The organism is Sneathiella sp. (assembly GCF_047631475.1).
GTDB lineage: Bacteria > Pseudomonadota > Alphaproteobacteria > Sneathiellales > Sneathiellaceae > Sneathiella.
In genome coordinates, this window is the sequence record NZ_JBLHZT010000004.1 from 1 (window position 1) to 21,479 (window position 21,479).

21 protein-coding genes are annotated in these 21,479 nt (G+C 47.9%); 10 read left to right on the forward strand and 11 right to left on the reverse strand.

Features of this window, described 5'->3' with window-relative positions:
- A partial coding sequence (locus ACJAYR_RS02360; RefSeq protein WP_415235115.1) for a LamG-like jellyroll fold domain-containing protein occupies positions 1-749 on the reverse strand: 749 nt, incomplete at its 3' end.
- A 694-nt stretch (positions 750-1,443) separates the two neighbouring features.
- On the opposite strand from ACJAYR_RS02360, the gene ACJAYR_RS02365 reads away from it, so the two are divergent.
- Entirely contained in the window at positions 1,444-2,085 is a 642-nt protein-coding gene (locus ACJAYR_RS02365; RefSeq protein WP_415235116.1) for a hypothetical protein, read from the forward strand.
- A 45-nt stretch (positions 2,086-2,130) separates the two neighbouring features.
- Here the strand turns inward: ACJAYR_RS02365 and ACJAYR_RS02370 are convergent, their stop codons facing one another.
- Positions 2,131-2,991, reverse strand: a complete 861-nt coding sequence (locus ACJAYR_RS02370) for a crotonase/enoyl-CoA hydratase family protein (protein WP_415235117.1) — start codon at positions 2,989-2,991, stop codon at positions 2,131-2,133.
- Positions 2,992-3,135: 144 nt separating this feature from the next.
- The gene (locus tag ACJAYR_RS02375; protein ID WP_415235118.1) at positions 3,136-3,813 is read right to left on the reverse strand and encodes a hypothetical protein; all 678 of its coding nucleotides are present in this window, start codon (positions 3,811-3,813) and stop codon (positions 3,136-3,138) included.
- Between the two features lie 411 nt (positions 3,814-4,224).
- On the opposite strand from ACJAYR_RS02375, the gene ACJAYR_RS02380 reads away from it, so the two are divergent.
- The gene (locus ACJAYR_RS02380) at positions 4,225-4,563 is read left to right on the forward strand and encodes a DOPA 4,5-dioxygenase family protein (RefSeq protein ID WP_415235119.1); all 339 of its coding nucleotides are present in this window, start codon (positions 4,225-4,227) and stop codon (positions 4,561-4,563) included.
- A 43-nt stretch (positions 4,564-4,606) separates the two neighbouring features.
- Positions 4,607-6,658 (forward strand): TPR end-of-group domain-containing protein, encoded by a 2,052-nt coding sequence (locus tag ACJAYR_RS02385; protein WP_415235120.1) that lies wholly within the window; start codon positions 4,607-4,609, stop codon positions 6,656-6,658.
- Positions 6,659-6,671: 13 nt separating this feature from the next.
- Here ACJAYR_RS02385 and ACJAYR_RS02390 read toward each other — a convergent pair whose 3' ends face one another.
- Complete coding sequence (locus ACJAYR_RS02390) at positions 6,672-6,998, reverse strand: GcrA family cell cycle regulator (protein ID WP_169544221.1); 327 nt, start codon at positions 6,996-6,998, stop codon at positions 6,672-6,674.
- Positions 6,999-7,129: 131 nt separating this feature from the next.
- The gene (locus ACJAYR_RS02395; protein ID WP_415235121.1) at positions 7,130-7,840 is read right to left on the reverse strand and encodes a hypothetical protein; all 711 of its coding nucleotides are present in this window, start codon (positions 7,838-7,840) and stop codon (positions 7,130-7,132) included.
- Between the two features lie 154 nt (positions 7,841-7,994).
- On the opposite strand from ACJAYR_RS02395, the gene ACJAYR_RS02400 reads away from it, so the two are divergent.
- A complete protein-coding gene (locus ACJAYR_RS02400; protein WP_415235122.1) occupies positions 7,995-8,756 on the forward strand; it encodes an SDR family oxidoreductase in 762 nt (253 codons plus the stop codon).
- A 32-nt stretch (positions 8,757-8,788) separates the two neighbouring features.
- Positions 8,789-9,487, forward strand: a complete 699-nt coding sequence (locus ACJAYR_RS02405; protein WP_415235123.1) for a glutamine amidotransferase-related protein — start codon at positions 8,789-8,791, stop codon at positions 9,485-9,487.
- A 19-nt stretch (positions 9,488-9,506) separates the two neighbouring features.
- On the opposite strand, the gene ACJAYR_RS02410 is transcribed toward ACJAYR_RS02405, so the two are convergent.
- From ACJAYR_RS02410 to ACJAYR_RS02420, 3 genes are all read right to left on the reverse strand, one after another.
- Positions 9,507-10,691, reverse strand: a complete 1,185-nt coding sequence (locus ACJAYR_RS02410) for a CaiB/BaiF CoA transferase family protein (RefSeq protein ID WP_415235124.1) — start codon at positions 10,689-10,691, stop codon at positions 9,507-9,509.
- Between the two features lie 179 nt (positions 10,692-10,870).
- The gene (locus ACJAYR_RS02415) at positions 10,871-11,362 is read right to left on the reverse strand and encodes a cold-shock protein (protein ID WP_415235125.1); all 492 of its coding nucleotides are present in this window, start codon (positions 11,360-11,362) and stop codon (positions 10,871-10,873) included.
- A 435-nt stretch (positions 11,363-11,797) separates the two neighbouring features.
- Complete coding sequence (locus ACJAYR_RS02420) at positions 11,798-12,325, reverse strand: peroxiredoxin-like family protein (RefSeq protein WP_415235126.1); 528 nt, start codon at positions 12,323-12,325, stop codon at positions 11,798-11,800.
- Between the two features lie 200 nt (positions 12,326-12,525).
- Here ACJAYR_RS02420 and ACJAYR_RS02425 point away from each other — a divergent pair, with 200 nt between their 5' ends.
- The gene (locus tag ACJAYR_RS02425) at positions 12,526-13,467 is read left to right on the forward strand and encodes a glycosyltransferase family 9 protein (protein WP_415235127.1); all 942 of its coding nucleotides are present in this window, start codon (positions 12,526-12,528) and stop codon (positions 13,465-13,467) included.
- A 9-nt stretch (positions 13,468-13,476) separates the two neighbouring features.
- Here the strand turns inward: ACJAYR_RS02425 and ACJAYR_RS02430 are convergent, their stop codons facing one another.
- On the reverse strand, positions 13,477-15,285 hold the full coding sequence (locus ACJAYR_RS02430) for an ABC transporter ATP-binding protein (protein WP_415235128.1): 1,809 nt from the start codon (positions 15,283-15,285) through the stop codon (positions 13,477-13,479).
- 273 nt (positions 15,286-15,558) lie between these two features.
- Here ACJAYR_RS02430 and ACJAYR_RS02435 point away from each other — a divergent pair, with 273 nt between their 5' ends.
- The gene (locus ACJAYR_RS02435; RefSeq protein ID WP_415235129.1) at positions 15,559-16,620 is read left to right on the forward strand and encodes a hypothetical protein; all 1,062 of its coding nucleotides are present in this window, start codon (positions 15,559-15,561) and stop codon (positions 16,618-16,620) included.
- Between the two features lie 153 nt (positions 16,621-16,773).
- The gene (locus ACJAYR_RS02440; RefSeq protein ID WP_415235130.1) at positions 16,774-17,580 is read left to right on the forward strand and encodes a metallophosphoesterase family protein; all 807 of its coding nucleotides are present in this window, start codon (positions 16,774-16,776) and stop codon (positions 17,578-17,580) included.
- On the opposite strand, the gene ACJAYR_RS02445 is transcribed toward ACJAYR_RS02440, so the two are convergent.
- Positions 17,577-18,761: an MFS transporter gene (locus ACJAYR_RS02445; RefSeq protein WP_415235131.1), complete on the reverse strand. Its 1,185-nt coding sequence runs from the start codon at positions 18,759-18,761 to the stop codon at positions 17,577-17,579. The two genes, ACJAYR_RS02440 and ACJAYR_RS02445, sit on opposite strands and share 4 nt — an antisense overlap.
- A 122-nt stretch (positions 18,762-18,883) precedes the next feature.
- Here ACJAYR_RS02445 and ACJAYR_RS02450 point away from each other — a divergent pair, with 122 nt between their 5' ends.
- Entirely contained in the window at positions 18,884-20,041 is a 1,158-nt protein-coding gene (locus ACJAYR_RS02450; protein ID WP_415235132.1) for an Acg family FMN-binding oxidoreductase, read from the forward strand.
- Positions 20,038-20,505: a MarR family winged helix-turn-helix transcriptional regulator gene (locus ACJAYR_RS02455; RefSeq protein WP_415235133.1), complete on the forward strand. Its 468-nt coding sequence runs from the start codon at positions 20,038-20,040 to the stop codon at positions 20,503-20,505. The genes ACJAYR_RS02450 and ACJAYR_RS02455 overlap by 4 nt, the downstream gene beginning before the upstream one ends.
- Before the next feature lie 104 nt (positions 20,506-20,609).
- Here ACJAYR_RS02455 and ACJAYR_RS02460 read toward each other — a convergent pair whose 3' ends face one another.
- The gene (locus tag ACJAYR_RS02460; RefSeq protein WP_415235134.1) at positions 20,610-21,476 is read right to left on the reverse strand and encodes a DMT family transporter; all 867 of its coding nucleotides are present in this window, start codon (positions 21,474-21,476) and stop codon (positions 20,610-20,612) included.
- Positions 21,477-21,479: the final 3 nt, after the last annotated feature.

The following is a 21,479-nucleotide window of genomic DNA, read 5'->3' on the forward strand; positions in this document are numbered from 1 at the left end:
GACAGAGTGCCATGGGCCCCTGTTTGAGTACCTGCCTGAAAGCTGCTTTCACCCGCATCCGCATCGGATACAGTCAGCTTGCCGCTTGTGGTCAGGCTGGCATCTTCCGTAACGGATCCTGTGTCGGTGCCAGAAACTTCAGCGGCTGTGTTTTCTGCAGGTCCGTCCGGATCAGTCGGCGCAGCTTCTAACGTAGAGGCGTTGTCGCCCTCATCCATTGCATACATGCGTTCGTAAATTGATTGACTTCCGTCGATCTCCAGCGCTTCGTCTGTAATGGAAACATCAGCGATTTGCCCCTGAAGCTGATGACCCCAAGGGGTTACGCCTGCTGTGACGCCAGAATATTGGGTGCCTCCCAACTGGATGTTTTCACTTGAGCCTGAATATGAGTTCTCGCCGTCGACCCAAATATCCAGTGTGCCCGACTGATCATCAACAACAACCTGAACATCATGCCATCCAGTACTATCGAATGCATCGGCAACTGGAAAAACGTCCATGCGTCCATCGGTGCCGCGCAGATAAACATAAAGCGTGTCATTATGGAGAATGAGACCATATTGCTGTGTGTTCCAGACAAGGGCCTGTGTTCCACCTGACAATGTATCCAGCTCAAAAGTGGCGCTTATTGTAAAGCTATCCATCCCGTTAAGAGAAGGATCCTGACCAAAATTTTTCGAACTGCCAAAATCAGAAGCCGCGTTTTCTAGCAATCCGTTTTCAGTGTCAGTGATTGTGGAACTCATCTTTTTTATTCTCCTGTAGCGTTATCCGATTAGATCGGAGGCGCATGTACATCAACTCAATATCAGGGGAAGGTAGTCTCAATTGATAAACAATTAGTTACCGGTTTTAAATATTGACTAAAAAAATTGAACAATATTTATCAAATAATCAGTAAAAAAATTACATAAAATTGTTTCAAAATTATATTAAAAGTAAAATTATAATAAAAATCACTACTATTACTTTAGAATACGATACAAATGAGCCAAAAAATAGATAATTAGACTAATACAAATAAATAAATACGCTTAAATTTTACAAAACTAGATTTCCTATTGGCGATATTTATTTTTATGTTTTTCAGCAATCTGTCTTCTCTACTATCCATCACTTTGCGATATTGAAGAAGAACCGAATAAACAAAAACACCCTCACAAAAAGCATGTCGGGCGCCCGCAAAATTGCCGCAAAAAAATCACAAAAAAATAATCTGCACCTTTCTGAAAGACTGCTTTTCACCCCCAATCAAGGCGCAAATTTGGCAAAATCATGAAACCCTTAAGAAAATTAACTATAATATTGAAACTTTTATGCAAATTTTCCTTCGAATGAGGGATGACACAGAACCGGTAGCTCCCCTAAAACAGGATCAGAATAAACGAGTAATGATTTTCGGGGGTACGCCCGACAGTTCTAATATCGGAGTACTGGTTGATGAAACAGTTGATTAAAATTATCGCAATCTCAATTGCGCTTTTGACGCCAATGGCAGCCCACGCCGCCACGCTTTCGTTAGTAGGCGGACAGTCAGGCGTCACTTTGCCGTCGAATTTCAGCGGAGCATCACATTTGCAACTGACAGGTTTGCAAGCCAATGTAGATCAGGTCACTGTGTTTAACAGCACAAACACAAATGAAGGACTGGCTTTGTCTGGCCCGGCAACTGTCCGGTTTGATTACCTGGGAAAAGAAGCTGGGTATATTAACAAGGCGATCGAACTGGCTGGATTTGGTATTCTATTCAGCACAGATTCTGACCTGCCTGGCACATCCAGTGTCACGGTTTCCCTGACCCCGAACGCAAACGGTTTGTTACCTTTCAAGTTCACCACCTCCGGAGGCGGCGGACAGGAAGCTGAAAACGGCAACATTGACAACCCACTCGCGATTGCCTTCTCAGCCCTTTCAAATGATGGACGGTCGATCATCGCCTTATTCGGTGACGGTGCAGGCGATCATGACTTTGATGACATGGCAATTCGTATTTCGGTTGTCCCTCTTCCCCCCGCCCTGTTGCTTTTTGGCGGAGCCCTCCTCGGCCTAGGCTGGCTCGGACGGCGGAAAAACCAAGTTTGATAGAATGTTAAAAGGGAGCCATTAGGCTCCCTTTTTTTTGCAAGTTTATTTAAACTCCGGCTCTTCCCACCACGGATAATAGGAAGGCATGTCTTGTGAAGGTTTCATAGAAAACTTCGCCGGCCTTTTTTCCAGAAAAGAAGTTACCCCTTCTGCGACGTCCGGACTTTGCCCCATAAAAAAGATGCCACGACTATCCACCTTATGCGCCTCCATTGGATGATCAGCCCCCAGCATGCGCCACATCATCTGACGACTTAATGCAATCGATACGGCCGATGTCTGATCCACGAAACCCATGGCAATCTCCTTTGCTGCTACCAGCAAACTTTCCGTCGGATGAAGCGATTTGACCAGTTTGGCTTCCAAAGCTTCCTGAGCAGGAAAAACCCGCCCTGAATACACCCAGTCCAGCGCCTGAGAGATTCCAACCAGTCTTGGAAGAAACCAGCTACTACATGCTTCCGGCACAATCCCGCGGCGGGAAAAAACAAAGCCGAAGCGGGCTTCATCAGAAGCGATACGAATATCCATCGGCAGAGTCATAGTGGCCCCAATACCGACAGCGGCCCCATTGATCGCCCCGATGATCGGTTTTTTGCTCTGAAACATCCGCAAAGTCACTTGCCCTCCACCATCCCGGCGAATTTCAGTCCCATCGGAAAGCCCTCTTGCCTTGTAATCGAACGTTTCTTTACCCGCGGACAAATCAGCCCCTGCACAAAAGGCCCGTCCTGCACCGGTCACGATAACAGCCCGCACCTCATCATCTGCATCGGCCCGATCAAAAGCATCGATCAGTTCATCGCGCATAACATGTGTGAAGGCGTTCATTTTGTCAGGGCGGTTCAAAGTAATGATCAGAAGAGGACCTTCCGTTTCATAGGTAATCTGTTCGTAAGACATGCATTCTTCCTTATTATTATGTCCAAAAATATATGGATGTTTTTATTGCAACCTCACTTTGCCGGAACTCACGCTATCCCGCAAGATCACGGACAAAAAAAACGGCGACTGAAAAGCCGCCGTTTTTCTGAATTTCTTTATCTGTCAGGCAGCAGCCTTCCGACGTTTACGCCACCCAAGGAAGCCCATAAGAGCCACGCCAGCACCGTACAAAGGAAGCGCTGCAGGAAGCGGAACTGCTGATACAGTCACAACCCGGATCCAGTCACCTGGTTGAGTAACCAACATATCAACTGTTAGCAAATTCCCAAGCATAAAATAGGTGTCGGCACCTTCCATACCCCGGTTACTAAAAGACCCAGGATAGATTGTACCCGCAGCACCCAGCAGTGCATTCGAGGCCGCTTCTTTTAAGCCGCCAGCATCTGACATCACACCCAAGATCTGACCGTCAAACTCCCAAGTCACCCCCAAGCTTCTCAAGGTGCCTGATGTTTGATCAGCTTTATTCAGAAAAATCATATGGCTATCCACACGATGACCTGCAGCAACGGTACCACCGTCAACATCCAGCGCAGACGTCAATAGAACACCGCGTTGTTCCGTAAATCCCTGTTGCGCCAGGTTAGAAACTGTTGAGTTCGCCACCTGAACCGGATTATTCGGATCCAGAATCTCAGCAAACGCTCCTGTGGCAACGTTATCCAAAGTTGATTGAGAATTTGAAACCCCAACCAGCAATGCGTGTGCTGGCGCAGCAGACACCAATGCCAGAACAAGTCCTGACGCCGCTGCAGTGAGTATCTTATTTAATTTTTTCATTTGGCCCTCTTTCTTTGTAAGCACCCAGTACCCTCTGGTAAGCCTGTATTCAACAAACCCCATGCAACATCCTCAACACCAGAGAATGCGCATTTATTAACAAAACATTAATACAATACTAGTGAGAGCCCGATTACTGTCAAACTGTAAATAAGATTTTAGTGGTATTCCCCACACTGCCCCCCAGATTGGGTATAAAATTCAAAAATAATGAAAAATAATTAACCATAAGCGTAGTCTCCTCAGCTTAGATCAATCTTTCCAAGTGCCCCTAAAGAATCAGCTCCGCCGTAAGAGACACTGTACTGAACGGTAATTTCGATCACATTTCTTTATATTTGCCTTGAACAGGTATATCGTATCGGCAAACCTGCGCGACAGGCTGCCAAACATTTCAACGGAGAATTGCACTTGACCAGGCCGCTTTCCGATATCGCCGGATATCACGCCCATATTTACTATACTGCGGACTCGCGTTCGCATGCTGAGCAAATACGCGAAGAAATGGAACGACAATTTTCAGTCATCCTTGGACGTTGGCATGACCAACCCGTCGGCCCACATCCCAGCCCGATGTTTCAAGTAATCATAAGCACCGAAGAATTTGGCAAAGTCGTTCCCTGGCTTAATCTAAATCGGGGGCCACTTGATATTCTTATCCATCCCGAGACCGGTAATGACCTGGAAGACCATACAACCCTCGCAATCTGGCTGGGGAAACCAAGAAATCTGGATTACCGCAAATTATAGATTTTACTACTCAGCACCAAGTTGATCGCGCTATAATCCAAAGATGTTTAAAAACCGAAGATACCCTTATGGCATGCTCGCTGCCTGCCTTCTACTAACTGTCTCTCTGCTGTCAGATAATGCAATCGCGCAGCAATCGACCAACCTGTCGGAACCGCCAAAGCGGGATGAATTTGCAATCCCTGTTATTGCCAAACAGTTGCAAGCTGTCATTGCTGCCCTAACCAACAAACGGTTTGAAAATGCGGAAACCGGCCTAAACAATCTTACAGAAAAATACCCGTGGCATATGGAAAGCCATTATCTGAAGGCTTCCCTATTGGCTATTCAGGCACGGCTCGACGAAGCCTTTATGGCCTTGGATACCGCAGTTTTAATGGGGTTCGACAACAAACAAGCGCTCTATAAAGACCCGAACCTTACTAACCTTCGAAAAGATGACCGGTTTCAGAAAATTGTTGAAAAGCTGCTTGCACAGCCTTCTGCGCAACGGCCTATGGTAAAAGCGTTAAAAATCGAAAACGGCCAGGCAAAAGTTACATCTGAAAATACAAGATGGGAAAGACGCATCGGGATGTTGCGATCGTCCTTTCAGTTCAATAGCCGAAAAGTAGCCCCGGCAACTGTACAGAACAATAAATCAGACGTCGCGGCCCAGCTAAATCAGCTATTCAGGTCCGGACGCGGCGCAGGCAACGCTGGCGATATTTATGACAATCGTGACCGCAGGCATTCATACCTGAACGCTAAAGAATTTCCTCAGCTTGCTTTGACCGCGTACGATCAAGCAGCCCAACGGAACAACATTGATTTTGGATTGAACGCATCCATCCTGTTTAATGCTCCGACCTTTGGGAATTCATCTACTGCCTTGAATAGCGGCCCATATTGGAGAAGCCTCGCCCGGCTGGCCTATACAACGGGTGGTGACCCTGCGCGCTTATTCTTACAATATATAAACAATCATATTTACGTCTATCCGGCCGTTGGTGACTTCAAAAAGAAGGACGGTGACCTGTATCCGGCGAACAGCCCATATCTTATAATTTCCAAAGGAAAGTCTGGCTCTGACCAGCCACACCTGCGCGCGATCGCGGCCATTCTGGCTGCGTTAAAACCAGATGTTAAAGACGCCCTCATTAAAGACAGGCGGCTGATGCCAACGGTTCAAATGGTATTCCGCCAAGGATTAAAGACGGTTCTTTCAAAGGCGGATTATTTAAGCCACCGGGGCCACCCCGTCGTATTTGATGGGAAAATACTGGACACCCTGAAAATGGTTAAGATCGCAAACAACCTGTCTTATGACGAGATCCCTCCCCTAGTCGTGCTGTCGGTAAAAGATGAAACAGAACCCAGAAAAGGGTGGGATGAGTTCATGCGGCAGCTTCCTGAAAAACTGTTTGATACGCCGGCCAGCATCTCTAGGGTCATCAGAACAACGGCATTCGAGAAAAAATTAACCGTGGATGCCGCCAGCACCAGGGTTCCAGAGGGGCAAACGGTAAGTTACAAATGGGTCATTTTACAGGGTGACCCTGACAGAATAAAAATCACCCCAAAAAATTCAGCCGCGAGCAAGGCAGAAATTACTGTAAAATGGCACGAGCCGTTCCAGTCTCCCATCCAGAGCGACTTAAAAAGCAGCCGGGTCGAAATTGGCGTATTTGCGGACAACGGCACCCACATATCGGCCCCATCTTTCATCAATCTTTTTTACCCGGTCATCCAGAAACGACACTATGATCCGAACGGGAAATTATTGGCGATCGATCACAGAAACGACCAAAAAACCTATTTGGACCCCCGGATTTTCCCAAAAAGGGACTGGCGGGACGACTATCACTATGATGATCAGGGTCGGCTGACAGGGTGGACACGGACACGCAAAAGCGGCACGTCAGAATTTTCACGTCATGGGGCCTTGATTACAGAAAAGGATAATCTAGGCCGGCCGACATCTGCCTGGGCTGTCGGTTATTTGTATGAAAGAGACAATAGAGGCCGAATGATTTCTAAAGAGAAACAGCTGAACGCCAAAATCAGATATCAGTATCTGAATGATAAAGACAAGCTGGGCATTATCATTCAGTGATCACAAACAATGTCTAGTTATTGTCTTTGGACTGGTAGGCCATATTACAATGCTTGAGGCAATACGGCTTACTTGGCACAGACTCATCACCGCAAAAATGAAAGTCCGCCTCTCCGGGATGTCCGATCGGCCATTGGCAGGCACGATGTGCCGGAACAACTTTTTTCTTTGGCTTCGGTGCCGCAGCCGGAGTGGCTTTTGCAGAAAGACCAAGACGGTTTGCCTTACCAATCACAGCATTGCGGGTAACATCACCTAATTCTTCAGCAATCTCAGCAGCCGTTTTGCCTGATCCCCAAAGTTTTCTCAGTTTTTCAATGCGTTCTTCAGTCCAGCTCATATCCAGTCTCTTTCAGCGTCAACGCCCTGCGACTCATCTTTAATAAATTTTAAGCGGCATGTCTGCCGCCCGCTCCTGATATATCGCTGTAAATTCAAAGAGTCTACCGATATCAGGTTTCTCGGGCTCAATTACATCAAATCGCGCTTTTGGCGCTTCATTCTAACGGCTACCGAAGAAAAATATATCAAAAATGCCATTGCCACAAAAACCTCTTGGGCTTCACTTACATTCAGATCAAATGGATTTGGAATATTTTCAGAACCGATCAGGCGATCCGGAAGCTTGATTGTGCCAATGATGATCGACACTGGCACACAAACCCAAGTCGGCCAGAAATAGGCTTGCCAAGTCCCAGCCTTCGGAAAGCGATTTTTTATTCGCCAGTATACCGGCATTATGACCCCGCCAATGATGGCCGCTATTTCAATAAGGGTCCGGGGTTTTTGGTCCAGCCAAGAAGACATATTATGCAGGTTGGTTTCTTCCTGGTCGTTCAGTTTCTTGAATTCGTCCGGTGTGTCCCAGCCGAGCCAATGCTGCCCCCAACTTGCTTCTTCTCCGGCAAAATAGAAACATCCAAGGATCAAAAGGCTATACCAGGCCGTCAAATAGGATGACTGTAGAACCTTGTGATTTTTTATAATACTGATCCCTATAAACAGCGCAATTACCAGAATGACAACCGTCAGGTTTTCCATCAACCCATATTCACCTTCCATATACATGGCGGAGAATTCAGGGGAAACAAACCGGGCAGCAAATTGAATTGCAAGAAGGAAAACGACAAGCCATAGCCAAAGCCACTGAGGCAACTCGTGATTTACAGTGTGCGTGCTCATATTATCCAAACAACGTCATTAGAAAACTAAACATCTTTTATACAGTAATTCACTTGTGTCCAGTTTCGACAGCGTTAAACTGCCTTTCATCACAGAATTACCCTAAATAAAAAGCATTCCAGACACACTGGAACAAAACAACAGGAAATTTTCAATGGGAAGAGTGAACAATAAAGTAGCGTTAGTGACAGGTGCTGGAAGTGGATTGGGCCGGGCCATTTCGATAATGCTGGCAAAGGAAGGCGCGAAAGTAGCGGTTACTGATATCAATGAAGAAAGTGCCCGAGAAACGGCCTCCTTGATCGGTGATGCAGCTCTTGCTCTTCAACATGATGTAACAGATGAACAAAGATGGCAGGATATTTTGCAACAAACTGTTGACCATTTTGGCGGGTTGAACATTCTTGTCAACAATGCGGGCATTGGCGATGGTTCTGATGTGGAAAGCACAGATTTCGCCACTTGGAAACGGGTTCACGAAATCGACCTTGATTCCGTTTTTCTAGGATGTAAATACGCCATTGCCCATATAGAAAAGACAGACGGCCTCGGATCGATTGTGAATATCTCCAGCATTGCCGGTATTATTGCAGGCCATAATATGGCTGCCTATAATTCCGCCAAGTCGGGTGTCCGGCATCTAAGTAAATCTGTTGCATTGCACTGTGCCAAAAAGAAAAACGGCATTCGCTGTAATTCTGTTCATCCGACATTTGTCAGAACACCAATTCTGGATTCCATGTTTGCCCGCCATGGTGCAGAAGATGGCATCGCCAAGCTGTCCCGTCAGGTTCCAATTGGACATATAGGCGAACCAGATGATATTGCTTACGGTGTCTTATATCTTGCGTCAGATGAATCCCGCTTTATGACCGGAGCAGAACTGGTCCTTGATGGCGGCATCAGCGCGATGTAATTTTCAGTTTATTGTTTTGTATAGAGTTACGGATGTCCTCCAACAAAATCTTATTAATTCTTCACCAAGCCCGCTCCGACCCCGGTCGGGTGGGCGAAGCACTTCGAACCCTCGGGTATGAACTGGATATGCGTATCCCGGCCATTGGCCATTCTTTACCTGAGGATGTGTCAGAACATAAGGCCACCGTTGTCTTTGGCGGTCCGATGAGCGCCAATGATGACCATGAGGACTATATTCTTCAGGAAGCACGGTATGTTGACCGAGTGCTGAATGCCGAGAAACCCTACTTCGGGATATGCCTGGGGGCTCAGATAATGGCCCGCAGTCTTGGCGCAACCGTTGACCGACACCCGGACGGTTATATGGAAATTGGCTACCATCCAGTGCACCCCACGCAGGATGAGCATCCGCTCTTTCCTAGCCCCATGAAAGCATTTCAATGGCATAAAGAGGGGTTTGACCTGCCAAAGGCGTGCGAACTTTTAGCGACCAGCCCGGAATTTAACAATCAGGCTTTTCAATATGGGACAAACGCGTTTGGTATTCAGTTTCACCCGGAAGTGACGGAAGCCATGAACCGTCGATGGCTGGACAAGGCAAGTCATATGCTGGTGGAACCCGGGGCACAATCTGCTGAAGAGCAACTGGCAGACCGCGCCGAACATGATGACACGTTAAGGTTGTGGCTGGATAATTTTCTAAACCAGTGGATCGGACCTGCATCCTAAGAGACAGGCCCGCCCAGTATCAAATAACCCGCTTTTCTTTCAAGGCAGTAATTTCGTCTTTAGAATACCCCAGACTCTCCATCAATTCATCCGTATGTTCACCCAGTGTAGGTGGACGTTTCTTGATGGACGTATCTGACTTGGACATTTTAACCGGGAAATCGGCAACCGGAATCGGCTTATCTGCGTTGGGATAGTCGATCTCTTTCAACAATCCCATCGCTTTCAAATGCGGATCTTCCAACACTTGTTGCGGGGACAGAACGGGACCACAAGGAAGTCGCACGGCAGCCATCTGCTCCAACGCTTCTTCAGTCGTACGCTCGATACACCATTTTGCCATTCGTTCCGACAGGATTTCATTATTGTCGCCCCGGTCCTGATCCGTCTCAAAACGTGGATCTTCCAACCAATGATCTTCGCCCATCAGCTTTACCCAGCGCTCGAAAAGTGGCCGACCAATGGACTGGACCAAAACCCAGCCATCTTTTGTTTGAAATGTATCCGCAGGCCCCGCACCCTGAGCCCTATTCGAGGTTCCAACGCGATTGAGATCCAGCATCGCCTGTTCCATCAGGGTTACCCCGGAAATCAAAATAGACGATCCAAACAAGGAGGTACCAACAACCTGTCCTTCACCGGTCGCATCCCGATGCATCAATGCAGCAAGTGTGCCGATACAACTGATCATCGCGGTCGAAAAATCGACCCACGGACCATACAGTTTGCGTGGCTCATGACCGTCGCCAGACATATACATCGCGCCTGACATCGCCTGCCCGATTCCATCAAAACCTACTTTATTTGCATATGGCCCAACATCTCCAAAAGCAGAGGGGTGGGTTAAAATGATGTCTTCTTTAATCGCTTTCAGGCTTTCATAATCCAGCCCCATGGTTTCCAGCGTATCAACCGGAAGATTGGCAACCACCACATCCGCGGTTTTAACCAGCCTTTCAACAATTTCACGCCCTTCGGGCTTCATTGGGTTAAGCGTCATTCCCATTTTGTCATGGGCAATTTGAAACAATAGTCCGCCTTCACCGTTTTCGGTAAGGGGCGTCATATATCGATCTTCACTCCCCGCCAGCTTTTCAATACGAATGACCTCTGCCCCTAACTGCCCCATAATCGTTGCACAGTAAGGACCAGCAATATAGCGACCAAAGTCTAATACTCGAATGCCTGATAATACGCCTGACATTACTTTTCTCCTGATTGTTATTTCTTATTTTTTCAGGGTTTTCCCGTGTTGGCCAAGAGTGCCCTATTCAAACAGCCTTTGGCAAGCCTCTATACGAAAGGCTCGTATAACGCAAAAAAGCCCCACGAACATATGCGGGGCTTTTCCGTGAATTCTTTGAGTGTCCGAACTCTTTGGGCTTAAAGGAGTTCAACACCCTCTGCAAGTGGCCCTTTTTCGCCGTCCTTGACGTTCAATCGAACCTGCTGGCCGGCCTCCAACATACCAAGTCCCGATTTTTCAAGTGCCTTCATATGCACAAAAATATCTCGGCTGGCATCCATTGGGGTCACAAAACCAAATCCTTTCTCTGTGTTAAAGAATTTGACAATGCCCTCTATCAATTCGGAATCACTATCCGTGCGATCCAGAACCGGTGCTGGTCCCAGGTCCACAATTTTTTGGACCTGTTGCCCCCGTACCCCTGCCGCAAGATCGCAAACAATTGGCGCCCCTTCCGGCAACCCCTGCAATCCATTATGCTGTAAAACGGATATATGGACAAACGCGTCGCCTGAACCATCCAGCGGCTCAACAAAGCCAAAGCCTTTCGCCGTATTGAACCACTTTACCTTGCATTCGATACTATCACGTATTTCTACACTCGATTGTACTGTACTATTCTCTTGCATCGCACCCTGTCCCCAACTTACCGATCAACACTTCACCATCCTACACGCACTCATTTTTCATCTGTTTTCAAAATATGCCAGCAGAAAATGAAAGAACGCTTCATTATTCTGTTGTCACATCTTAGTGATCACATCAGAAAAACCCCCACTTTTCTAACCTAAACACAGTCCTGTAAAAACACCAAACATTTCAATGTTCTTCATATACGAATAAACAGACACCCCAACATTTTTATGACAACGGGCAAGAAACAAGGCTGCAAAACACTTTACGGCCTTGCTCAGAATGTCAACGGCTTCTCGAGAAATGATTCGAAAACACGCGTAAGTAGGCTAAAAATCGTCTAACATAAAAGAACTGAACCAATTCTTTTTTTGCGAAACCAGCAGGATCGATAGAAAGAAAAGTAACAATTAAGTCACAGTTTGCCCGCTTTACGAGTATGTTCCACGCACAGGATACCCTTTTTCCTGAATGAATGTGATGCCTCTTAAAATCGAACTCAGGTCCGGGCGGGAAAAAGGTGCATTTGAAATGTCGAGAATTTGAATAGTGCCGTCTGGTCTGATCACAAATAATCCCGGTTCTGGAAATGGCTGGTCCGTTTCTTCCGGGGAGCGAGGATTGGAAATATACAAGCCCAGGGACTTCATTTGCTCAATACTAAGATCATAAGCCAGTGGGAACGTAAGATTACCCACCTTAACCTGCTCTTTGGCTTTTTCAAGACCATCCCCGGAAACAGCGACAACATCTGTATTTACTGCATCAAAATCGGACAATAAAGACTGTAGACTGTCCAAATATTTTACGCAGAGCGGACAATGACGTCCCCGATAGACAACAACCAGAGTCCAGCGATCTTTATCATTTGGAGCGCCAACCGATATCTGTTCACCATTTACCAATGGAACTGTAATGACGGGAAAGGGGGTTCCTGCTGCAAGTTTATGTGACGACACTTTATTCTCCTGTAATGAAATGGCTTAGTTTTTTTGAATGATCGTTCCAATATAATGGCCATTGCAAACCTTGATTTCAAGAAATTCCAGCTGACTTCACAGACTTGTTCATTCTGACAGGTCCCAAAAACATGTGGGTTATCTCTCATTTTTCCGGTAAGAACAGAATAATTCGTCTGCTTGATATAATAAGGGTAATCATGAAACGTAATCTGTTTGTCACGTCCAACCGTTTGGGCGACGCTGTTCTGACGACAGGAATATTGCATTATCTGATTAAGCAGGAACCTGACATACCAGTAACGGTGATTTGCGGAACAATTCCAGCCGATATTTTCGCAGCCATCCCACAGGTTGAACGCGTTATCACGTTGCGAAAAGAAAAATATAACCGGCACTGGATCAAGGCCGCCATTAAGGCAGGCCCACATTTTTGGAATCGCATCGTAGACTATCGCGGCAGCATCTTCAGCATCATGCCCGCTCGTCATCGGCATATCTGGACTGGCGGAGACGACACGGTGCATAAAACGGTTGCAAATGCCCGTCTTATCGGCGTCGACCATGCTATCCCTCCATTAATTATTCCATCGGCGGCAGACCTTGCCAAAACGGTCCGCCTGCTGAATTTACAGACAGACAAACGACCAATTCTAGCGCTGGCGCCAACTGCAAATTTCGATCAAAAGCAATGGCATCATGAGAATTTCCTGAATCTGGCGAAAACTCTAACCGGCGAAAGCGGCGTTTTACATGGGGCTCGTATTGCCATTCTGGGGGCACCGGGGGAAGAAGAACAGGCGATGCCTGTCGTGGAAGGTCTGCCATCCGACCAGATCATAAACCTCGTTGGAAAAACAACGCCGCTGGAAGCTGCCTGCTATCTGTCTCACGCCAGTCTGTTTGTCGGAAACGATTCCGGTTTGATGCACAGCGCTGTTGCTGTCGGCATTCCAACAGTCGGGCTTTTTGGAATTGGCAAACCCGTTGTGTATGGCCCCTCTGGAAAACACACGCTCCTTATAAAAGGGGCCCCGGAAGGACAGCCTATTCACCTCCCCCCTCGTGGAGATAACGACGTCCTCCCCCTCTCTCGGGTCAGCCGTGAAATCGAGGCGTTTTTTAACAGCCTCAGTCAGTGACATCCCTCGTCAGGAGACAGAGGCAATCGAACTATCGGATTCGAATTGCTTGTTGTAAAGATCTGCATAGACACCACTGATTTCCAGAAGTTCAGCATGCGTACCGGATTCTGCGACCCGTCCCTCGACAATAACATATATACGATCAGCATCCAGAATAGTGGACAGCCGGTGCGCAATAACAAGGGACGTGCGCCCCTGCATCAGTCGGGTCAACGCAGATTGTATTTTTCGCTCTGACTCTGTATCCAGTGCCGAAGTTGCTTCGTCCAGAAGCAGGATAGGCGCATCTTTCAGCATGGCCCTGGCAATGGCAATTCTTTGCTTCTGTCCACCTGAAAGCCGGACACCGTCGGCGCCAACCTTCGTGTCATATCCTTCTGGCAACGCCATAATAAAATCATGCGCAGCCGCATCTTTTGCAGCGGCGATAATATCCTCTTCTGAAGCATCGACACCGCCATAGGCGATATTTGCCCGGACCGTATCATCGAACAGGAAAATATCCTGACTGACCAGCGCAATTTTATCCCGTAACGACCGGAAAGTAACATCCCGTGTATCCTGCCCGTCAATCAGAATGCGCCCTTCGGCAACATCATAAAAGCGCGGAATGAGGTTCATAATCGTCGACTTTCCGCCGCCAGACGGCCCAACCAACGCGATCCGTTTGCCGGCCTCAAGCGTTAAGGACAGGTCCCGTAAAATTGCTTCTTCGCCGCCATATGAAAAAGTCACGTGATCAAACTGCACTTCCCCTTTTTCTAGAACAAGTGGTTTGGCGTCTTCTTTTTCGGTGACTTCATGCACCACATCCATCATGTGAAACACGCGCTCAGCGGCGGCAACACCATTTTGCATCTGGGGCGTAATTTTCGCCACGCTCTTAATAGGTTGATACGCGAGCATCACCGCGGTGATAAAGGCAAAGAAGGTTCCAGGGGTTGTCTCACCGGCGGTCACGCTACTCGCACCATAATAAATAACGGCAGCAATAATACCGCCGGAAACACTTTCCACAATGGGGTTCGCAGTGGCCTGAACCTGCATAGCCTTCAAATCATATTTGAAACGCCGGTCAATAACCTCGTCCCCATGCTTTTGGGTCTGAGCTTCCTGGCTATAGGCCTTAACAACGCGAATACCCTGAAAGACTTCCTCCAGAAAGGAACTGAAATGCCCGGTCTGTTCGAGATTATTCTTAATCGCTTTCCGGGATCGCCGGCCCAGTTGTTTAATCGCAAGGGCTGAGGGCGGCAGAACAACAACAATGAAAAATGCCATTTTCCAGTCATAGTAAAAAAGCGATCCCACCAGAAAAATAGCGGTCAGACTGTCTTTTGTTAGAACAATCAAGGTTTGTGTCGTCCCGGTTCGAAGTAGCGTTGTGTCGAACACAAAACGGGAAATCAGTTGCCCCGTTGGATTGGCATGAAACCACGCCAGATCGGCGTTCACTACCTTACTGAAAAGGTCCGATTGAATATCCGCTACAACCTTACTGCCCACCCAATTCATCAACACGGTTTGCCAGAAAGCCGCAAAACCGCGCGCCGCAAAAACGGCAACAATCGACAGGGTCGTATACAAAACCGTATTTTCATCTTTTTCCAGAAAGACACGGTCGACAATTGGTTTCATCAGAAAGGCGGTCGCCGCTGTTGTTGCTGCGCCCAAAATCATAAAGAAAATGGCGGCGATAACCTTAAACTTGTAGCGGGACACGTAATCCCGTAGCAAACGGCCATACAACATTCTTGCCGACTGTCGATCAGGTTGAGCTGCCATTTCCTGTTTCGACTTCGCTTGATCAATCAATTTTTAACTCCGACGGGGAGGGAACTTCCAACATATTTGAGCCTAGGCTTACCACTCACCGGCCACCCTGAACAGATGTTTTACGTAATACACGCTTTGACTTTTACAACGGTGTACCCGGAACGCCACTGAATACGGCGCCTTCTAATAATAAGAATTATTCGCAATTTTTATTGCAAATGATTTTTAAAAGCGATATTACCTTTCACAACTTCCATGAAGACGCGTCTTGGAGCTAACAACTCCCGCTCTCTCCCGAAAAAAGAAAGCTATATGGCAATGAAAAAACTGGTCCTTCCGCTGCTTCCGGCACTTTGTTTTTCCCTGAACGTTTCCGCCGAAGAGGCGCCTTCTTATCCAACAATATCCGGTGAGCTGTCTCTTGAGCTTCAAAATGACTGGACCTACGATTCTGATGACAAGGCTTCAGAAATCAATGATCTTTACCCAACGGTTGTGTTGTCAACAAAGGTTGCGTTCACCCAATCTCTCTCCATTAATCTGGAAGCAACTGTAGAGCCCGTTCAAGATGCAACAGATGACCGAGCATTTGAAGATATTGGTGGCTATGTCAACATTCTGACTGTGAATTACGATACGGATTTATTTTCACTATATGCCGGTAAATTTACCCCAAATTTCGGGATCGCATGGGACGCGGCCCCCGGTCTTTATGGCGCAGATCTAAGTGAAGATTACGAACTTGCCGAAATGATCGGTCTTGGAGGCGCGCTTAATTTTTCTGCAGCTGGCTACCATACCGTTTCTGTCAGCAGTTTCTTTAAAGACACCAGTTTCTTCAGTGATTCTGTTGGTGACAGCCGGGGCCCCCTCGACAAAAAAGATGGCGGGGCGGGCAATACCGAAAAACTGAACTCTTTCGCAATTGCACTGGATGGCAATTTCACGGCTGTAGACGGCTTGCGGTATCATCTGGGCTTCTCCTCTTTGGCTGAAGGAGACGACGGAACGGATCGGCAAAATGGGTTTGCCACAGGCGCAGACTATCAATTCAACGTTACAGACACGATTTCTGCAACACCGCTTATTGAATATGTGTATCTGGATAACAATGGCGGAATTGACGGGGATACGGCCCATTACCTGTCTGCCGGAGTGGGCTTTGAGTATGGTGCATGGAATGCCTCTGCCATGTATCAACGGCGGGACACAGAAACAGGCGGTACAGACGTAGACGATTATGTTGCTGATCTTTCCGTTGGATATACTTTCGAAAATGGAATTGGCATTGCCGGTGGCTGGCGGTTTGCTGAAGAAGGAAACATCGACAATCAGGGCCTTGGCCTTCTTGTTTCCTACGCCATCGAATTTTAAAGGTTCGGACGATCAAGACTACTGCGGCTTCTATTTTCCTTGGCGGGTTCATAGGACAAGCAGATCCAAGGGTGGCAGGAATGCCGCCCTTTTTATTTTGCCCAACGCCCCCGGTTATGCAACATTGCCTCCATCAGTTGGATAACGGGATACATGTTCGGATTTTCAGATAAAAAAAAGATCAGAGTTGCACTGGAACCGTCGCAGCGCGTGATCGCAATCGGCGATATCCATGGGCAAATCGACCGACTGACAACCCTGATGCAACAGGTCGACAGCTACCGTGAAGACAATCCTGTTAAAGATGACGCCATGGTTTTTCTTGGGGATTTCGCGGATCGCGGGCCGCTGTCTGCCGAGGTTATCAACTATTTATCGGATCGGCGCAAACAATCCAAGAAGCAGAACCACCGAGAGGTTTTTCTAAAAGGCAATCACGAGCAGTTAATGATCGAAACATTGTCTGGCGATCTTACAAGAGCCGAGCTTTGGTGGAAAAATGGCGGGAAAGAAACTGCGTATAGCTACGCGCGGTTTTGTGGGTTTTCCCTTGAAGGAAAAGACATTCACCAAAGCCTGACCTTGATGCGAGATCATTTTCCAAAAGCCCACGCCAAATTTTACAAAAAACTCGACCTGCTTTACCGGAAAGGGCCGCTGCTCTTTGTGCATGCGGGGATACGGATGGATAAATCCATTAAGGATCAGAATGACGAGGACTTGATGTGGATCAGAGCCCCCTTCCTTGAGTACAGCGGCCCGAAACGAAAATTCATGGTTGTCCATGGGCACACCATCATGTCCGGTTTCAAACCCGAAATAACCCCTCATAGAATTAGCATCGATACAGGAAGCTATCGCAGAAAAGGGAAAATAACGGCGGCTATTTTCGAGAATAATAAAGTCAAATTTCTGGAAAGTGGCACGATGACAAACTTCAAAAGCAGCCCCTTTGACTAAGGGCGTTCATCCTGTTCCAATCCCTTTTCATACGAGCGAACACGAACCAGTAGGATAACGGCCAACCCAACCCCCAGAAGGGCACAGCCTGTCATCAGCAAAAAGCTGTATTGGGGGTCAATTTCAAACAGGTATCCGGCTAGCATGGTCAATATGCCGAAGAAGACACCCATGGACAAACTGTCATACAAACCCTGCGCTGAAGCGGATATGGCAGGAGGGATCCTTTTCGTCATATAGGCAATCAGCGACATATAAAGCAGGGCAAATGTCAGGGCATGTAAAAGCTGCGCAAAAACCAGAACCGGAAGGTCCGTGGCGTAGGCCAAAAGCGTCCACCGCACAACACCCCCAAGTCCCGCGACAATTATCATAAGCATGGCCCCGAACCGCTTTATCAATCGGCCGGACACACTAAACATGATAATTTCAGCGATCACACCAACGATCCATAGAATAGTAATGACCGTGTTCGAGTATCCAAGTGACTTCCAGTAGATCGCACTGAAACCATATAATGCGGCGTGGGTAGAGAGCAGAAGAGCAACGGTTACGACGAACAATGGAAAATTCGGTAAAGATAAGGGCTTAAAAAAGGGGGCCTTACCCTGATCCGGTTTGGTATAAATCCTGGGCGTAAAATAGGCGGCAATCAGCAGAAGAACGGACGCCGCTAAAATAGAATAGTAGATGGCATCCAAGCCGCCCCAATCAGCAAGCGCACCTACGCCTAACGAGACCGCCATAAAACTGACAGACCCCCAACGCCGGACAGTACCAAATTCCAGGTCGAGCAACTGAACAAGGCGCATGGTCAACCCATCAGAGAGGGGGATCCCCGTAGACAGTGCCGCGCCAGCGATTCCCCAGATCACAAGGTAGGAAACCCAGCCGTTCATGTGAGGCAGGATCAATAATCCAATAAAAACAATCAGGGCAAGGGCAATCATGACCCGGCGGCGATCCCCTGTCGTATCCGCAACCCACGACGTGACAGGTACGACAACCAGTTTCAGCCAGTAGGAAAGGCCCAGAACCAACCCGACATTTTCCAGCGAAACCTGACCTTCAAGCCAGCGCGGCCAAAGCGGAATCGCGATCCCGTAAACGGCGAAAAACGCTGAATAGTAACCTGTCAGACGAAGTTCGGCAGACTTGGAGGAATAAGGGACTGACGTCATGAAAAATCCGAATAAGAAAGGAGTGAAAGAGTACTGAATTCCGGCAAGTGAGACCAGAAGATAGTTTTTTCTTTACATTCCTTGGAATATATTTATATTCCGAGGAATGCAAATAGGAGGATATGATGAATAGAAGACGTTTTCTAAAAACACTCGGCGGTACAGGTGTTGTTCTGGCAGCCAGCGCCGTTGGGCTCAGTCAGTGCGATCAAATGCCTTCTGAAGCCATAGAAGCCTGGCAGGGGCCGAGCGATAAACTGGAGGATCGCGAATGGATGTTGTCCTATGCCCTCCTCGCGCCCAACCCGCACAATATGCAATCCTGGATCGCTGATCTGCGGCAGGACAACATCATTACAATTTTTGCCGATGACAGTCGCCTGCTTCCCGACACTGACCCCTACTCCCGGCAGATCACAATTGGTCAGGGAACCTTTCTTGAAATCTTGACCATCGCTGCCCGTCAAAGAGGATATCGGCCATCGGTGATCCTTTACCCGGACGGTAGCCCTGCAGAAGAGGCCTTGGAAATTGGTGCACGCGCCATTGCCCGGGTCTCATTGCAGAAAGACCCAGCCATCAAGCCGGATCCTTTGTTTGAACAATTGCTGAAACGGCGCTCCAACAAACAGCCATACCAGCAGGTCTCGCTTTCTGCCGATCATCACAGTCAAATGAAAGCATTTAATCTTTTACCCGGACAAAAAACGGGTTTTGCGATCACCGAAGACACCGTTCGCCCCTTACGCGATTTCGCCAAGGAAGCGATGATCACCGAGATGAGAACGCCTCGCACACTCAAAGAAAGTGTTATCAGAACCCGTATCGGCGCTGATGAAATCGCGAAACACAGGGATGGCATTGATTTAAACGGGCCGCTTTTCTGGTGGTTGAAGGCTTTTGGTCAGTTTTCAAAAGAAAAAGCAATGACGCCCGGCACCATCGCTCATCAAGGTGGCCTTGACTATGCGCTTGGCTGGGCCGACGGCACCCATGGCTTCGGCTGGCTCAGCACACAGGACAATTCAAGGGAAGCACAGGTTAATGCAGGCCGGTCTTATGTCCGATTGAATTTGATGGCGACGAGCCTCGGCATCGCCATGCATCCGGTCAGTCAGATCCTGCAGGAATACCCGGAAATGGCGGCATTACAAACGGCCTTCAACCAGCATTTAAACATTGGTGGTCAGGAAAGGATACAAATGTTCTTCCGAATTGGGTATCAAGAGAAACCCGCCCCTTCCCCAAGACGGAAGCTGACTGATATAATGAGAACATGACAACAACCAAAAAGAAGACAGGCTCTGCAAGCGCCCTCGATTTCCAAATCATTAACTGGATCGGGATTATCGAACAGTTGAGCAGTACTCAGGCCAAACGACTCTTGGACGGAACGGACGTGCCAATGCCCCAGTTCATTCTGCTCAATCATTTCAGCCATCGCCCGGACGAAGGAAAGACCGTGTCTAACGTCGCCTGGGCGATGCAGCAGCCACAGCCGGGTATTACCAAAACCTTGGCCAAAATGGTCTCAAACGGATTTTTAAAAGAAGAACCGAACCCGGAGGATGGAAGATCCAAAATCCTCTTCCTGACGGAGCAGGGAAAACAGTCCCATGCCCTTGCCCAAAGTAGATTAATCCACGGTATGAGCGGTGTTTTTGACGACTGGGAAGAAACAGACAAAAAGCAGCTATTTTCTTATCTCGACCGATTAAAGATTTACTTCGACGATAATCGCTAACGAACGGGTTTAGACCCCGCGCCCGATTATAGGAGAGACCGCAGACGATCCAGATAAAAAAACGCCTCACTGCCTCTAGCGTTCGAACGGACAAAACAGGACGATTATGCCGTCGCCGTCTTCTTCGCGGTTCTGATATTAATCACGAAAACACCGGCAAGGGTCAGCGCGCCGCCCATGATAAATTTCCAGCTAATCGGTTCGTCATACAGGAAAACACCAAACCCCACACCGAAAACAGGTGCGAGAAGGCCATAGGGGGTTAGAACAGCAACCGGATATTTCTGCAGCAAATAATACCAACCGCCATGGGCGACAATCGTAGTAATCACCGCGGTAAAAATTAGCGCCGCAAAAGATCGCAATTCAAAGGTCGTAATGGCCTCATACTGACCTTGTTCAAAAATGAAAGACAATGCGAGCATGACGGGAAAAGAAATGAGGCCGATCCACGCCTGCATGGCCATAGTCCCTACACCTTGAACCAATCGCATCAGGATTATCCCGCCCGCCATACAAAAGGCGGCCATGGCGACAAGAATGACACCATTGATCTGATCCAGAACGGCCGGATCAAAACCAAGAACCATTACACCGCCAAACGCCATCAGCAGACCGACGATCCGGCGCCAACCTACAGTTTCCTTCAGAAAAATAACGGCCATGATCAGCGAAAAAGGCGCAACAAGCTGAATTGTAATGGCAACAGCCGACACCCCGCCCGCGACAAAAAGGCCGAAATACAAAAATGAAAAGTGAATGATGCCGACCAGAACGGCAATGGCGGCCACAGTCTTCATGCTGCCCTTTACCGGTTTCAGATAAAACGCCAGAAACACAGCGACCAACAAGAAACGCAGAGCCGTAAATAGAAGAGGCGAGTAGTGAGCAATACCCTCTTTCGCAGCAACGAAGGCAAATCCCCAGATAACGTTGATGAGTAGCGCCAAACCAATATGGGGGAGCGTCATAAC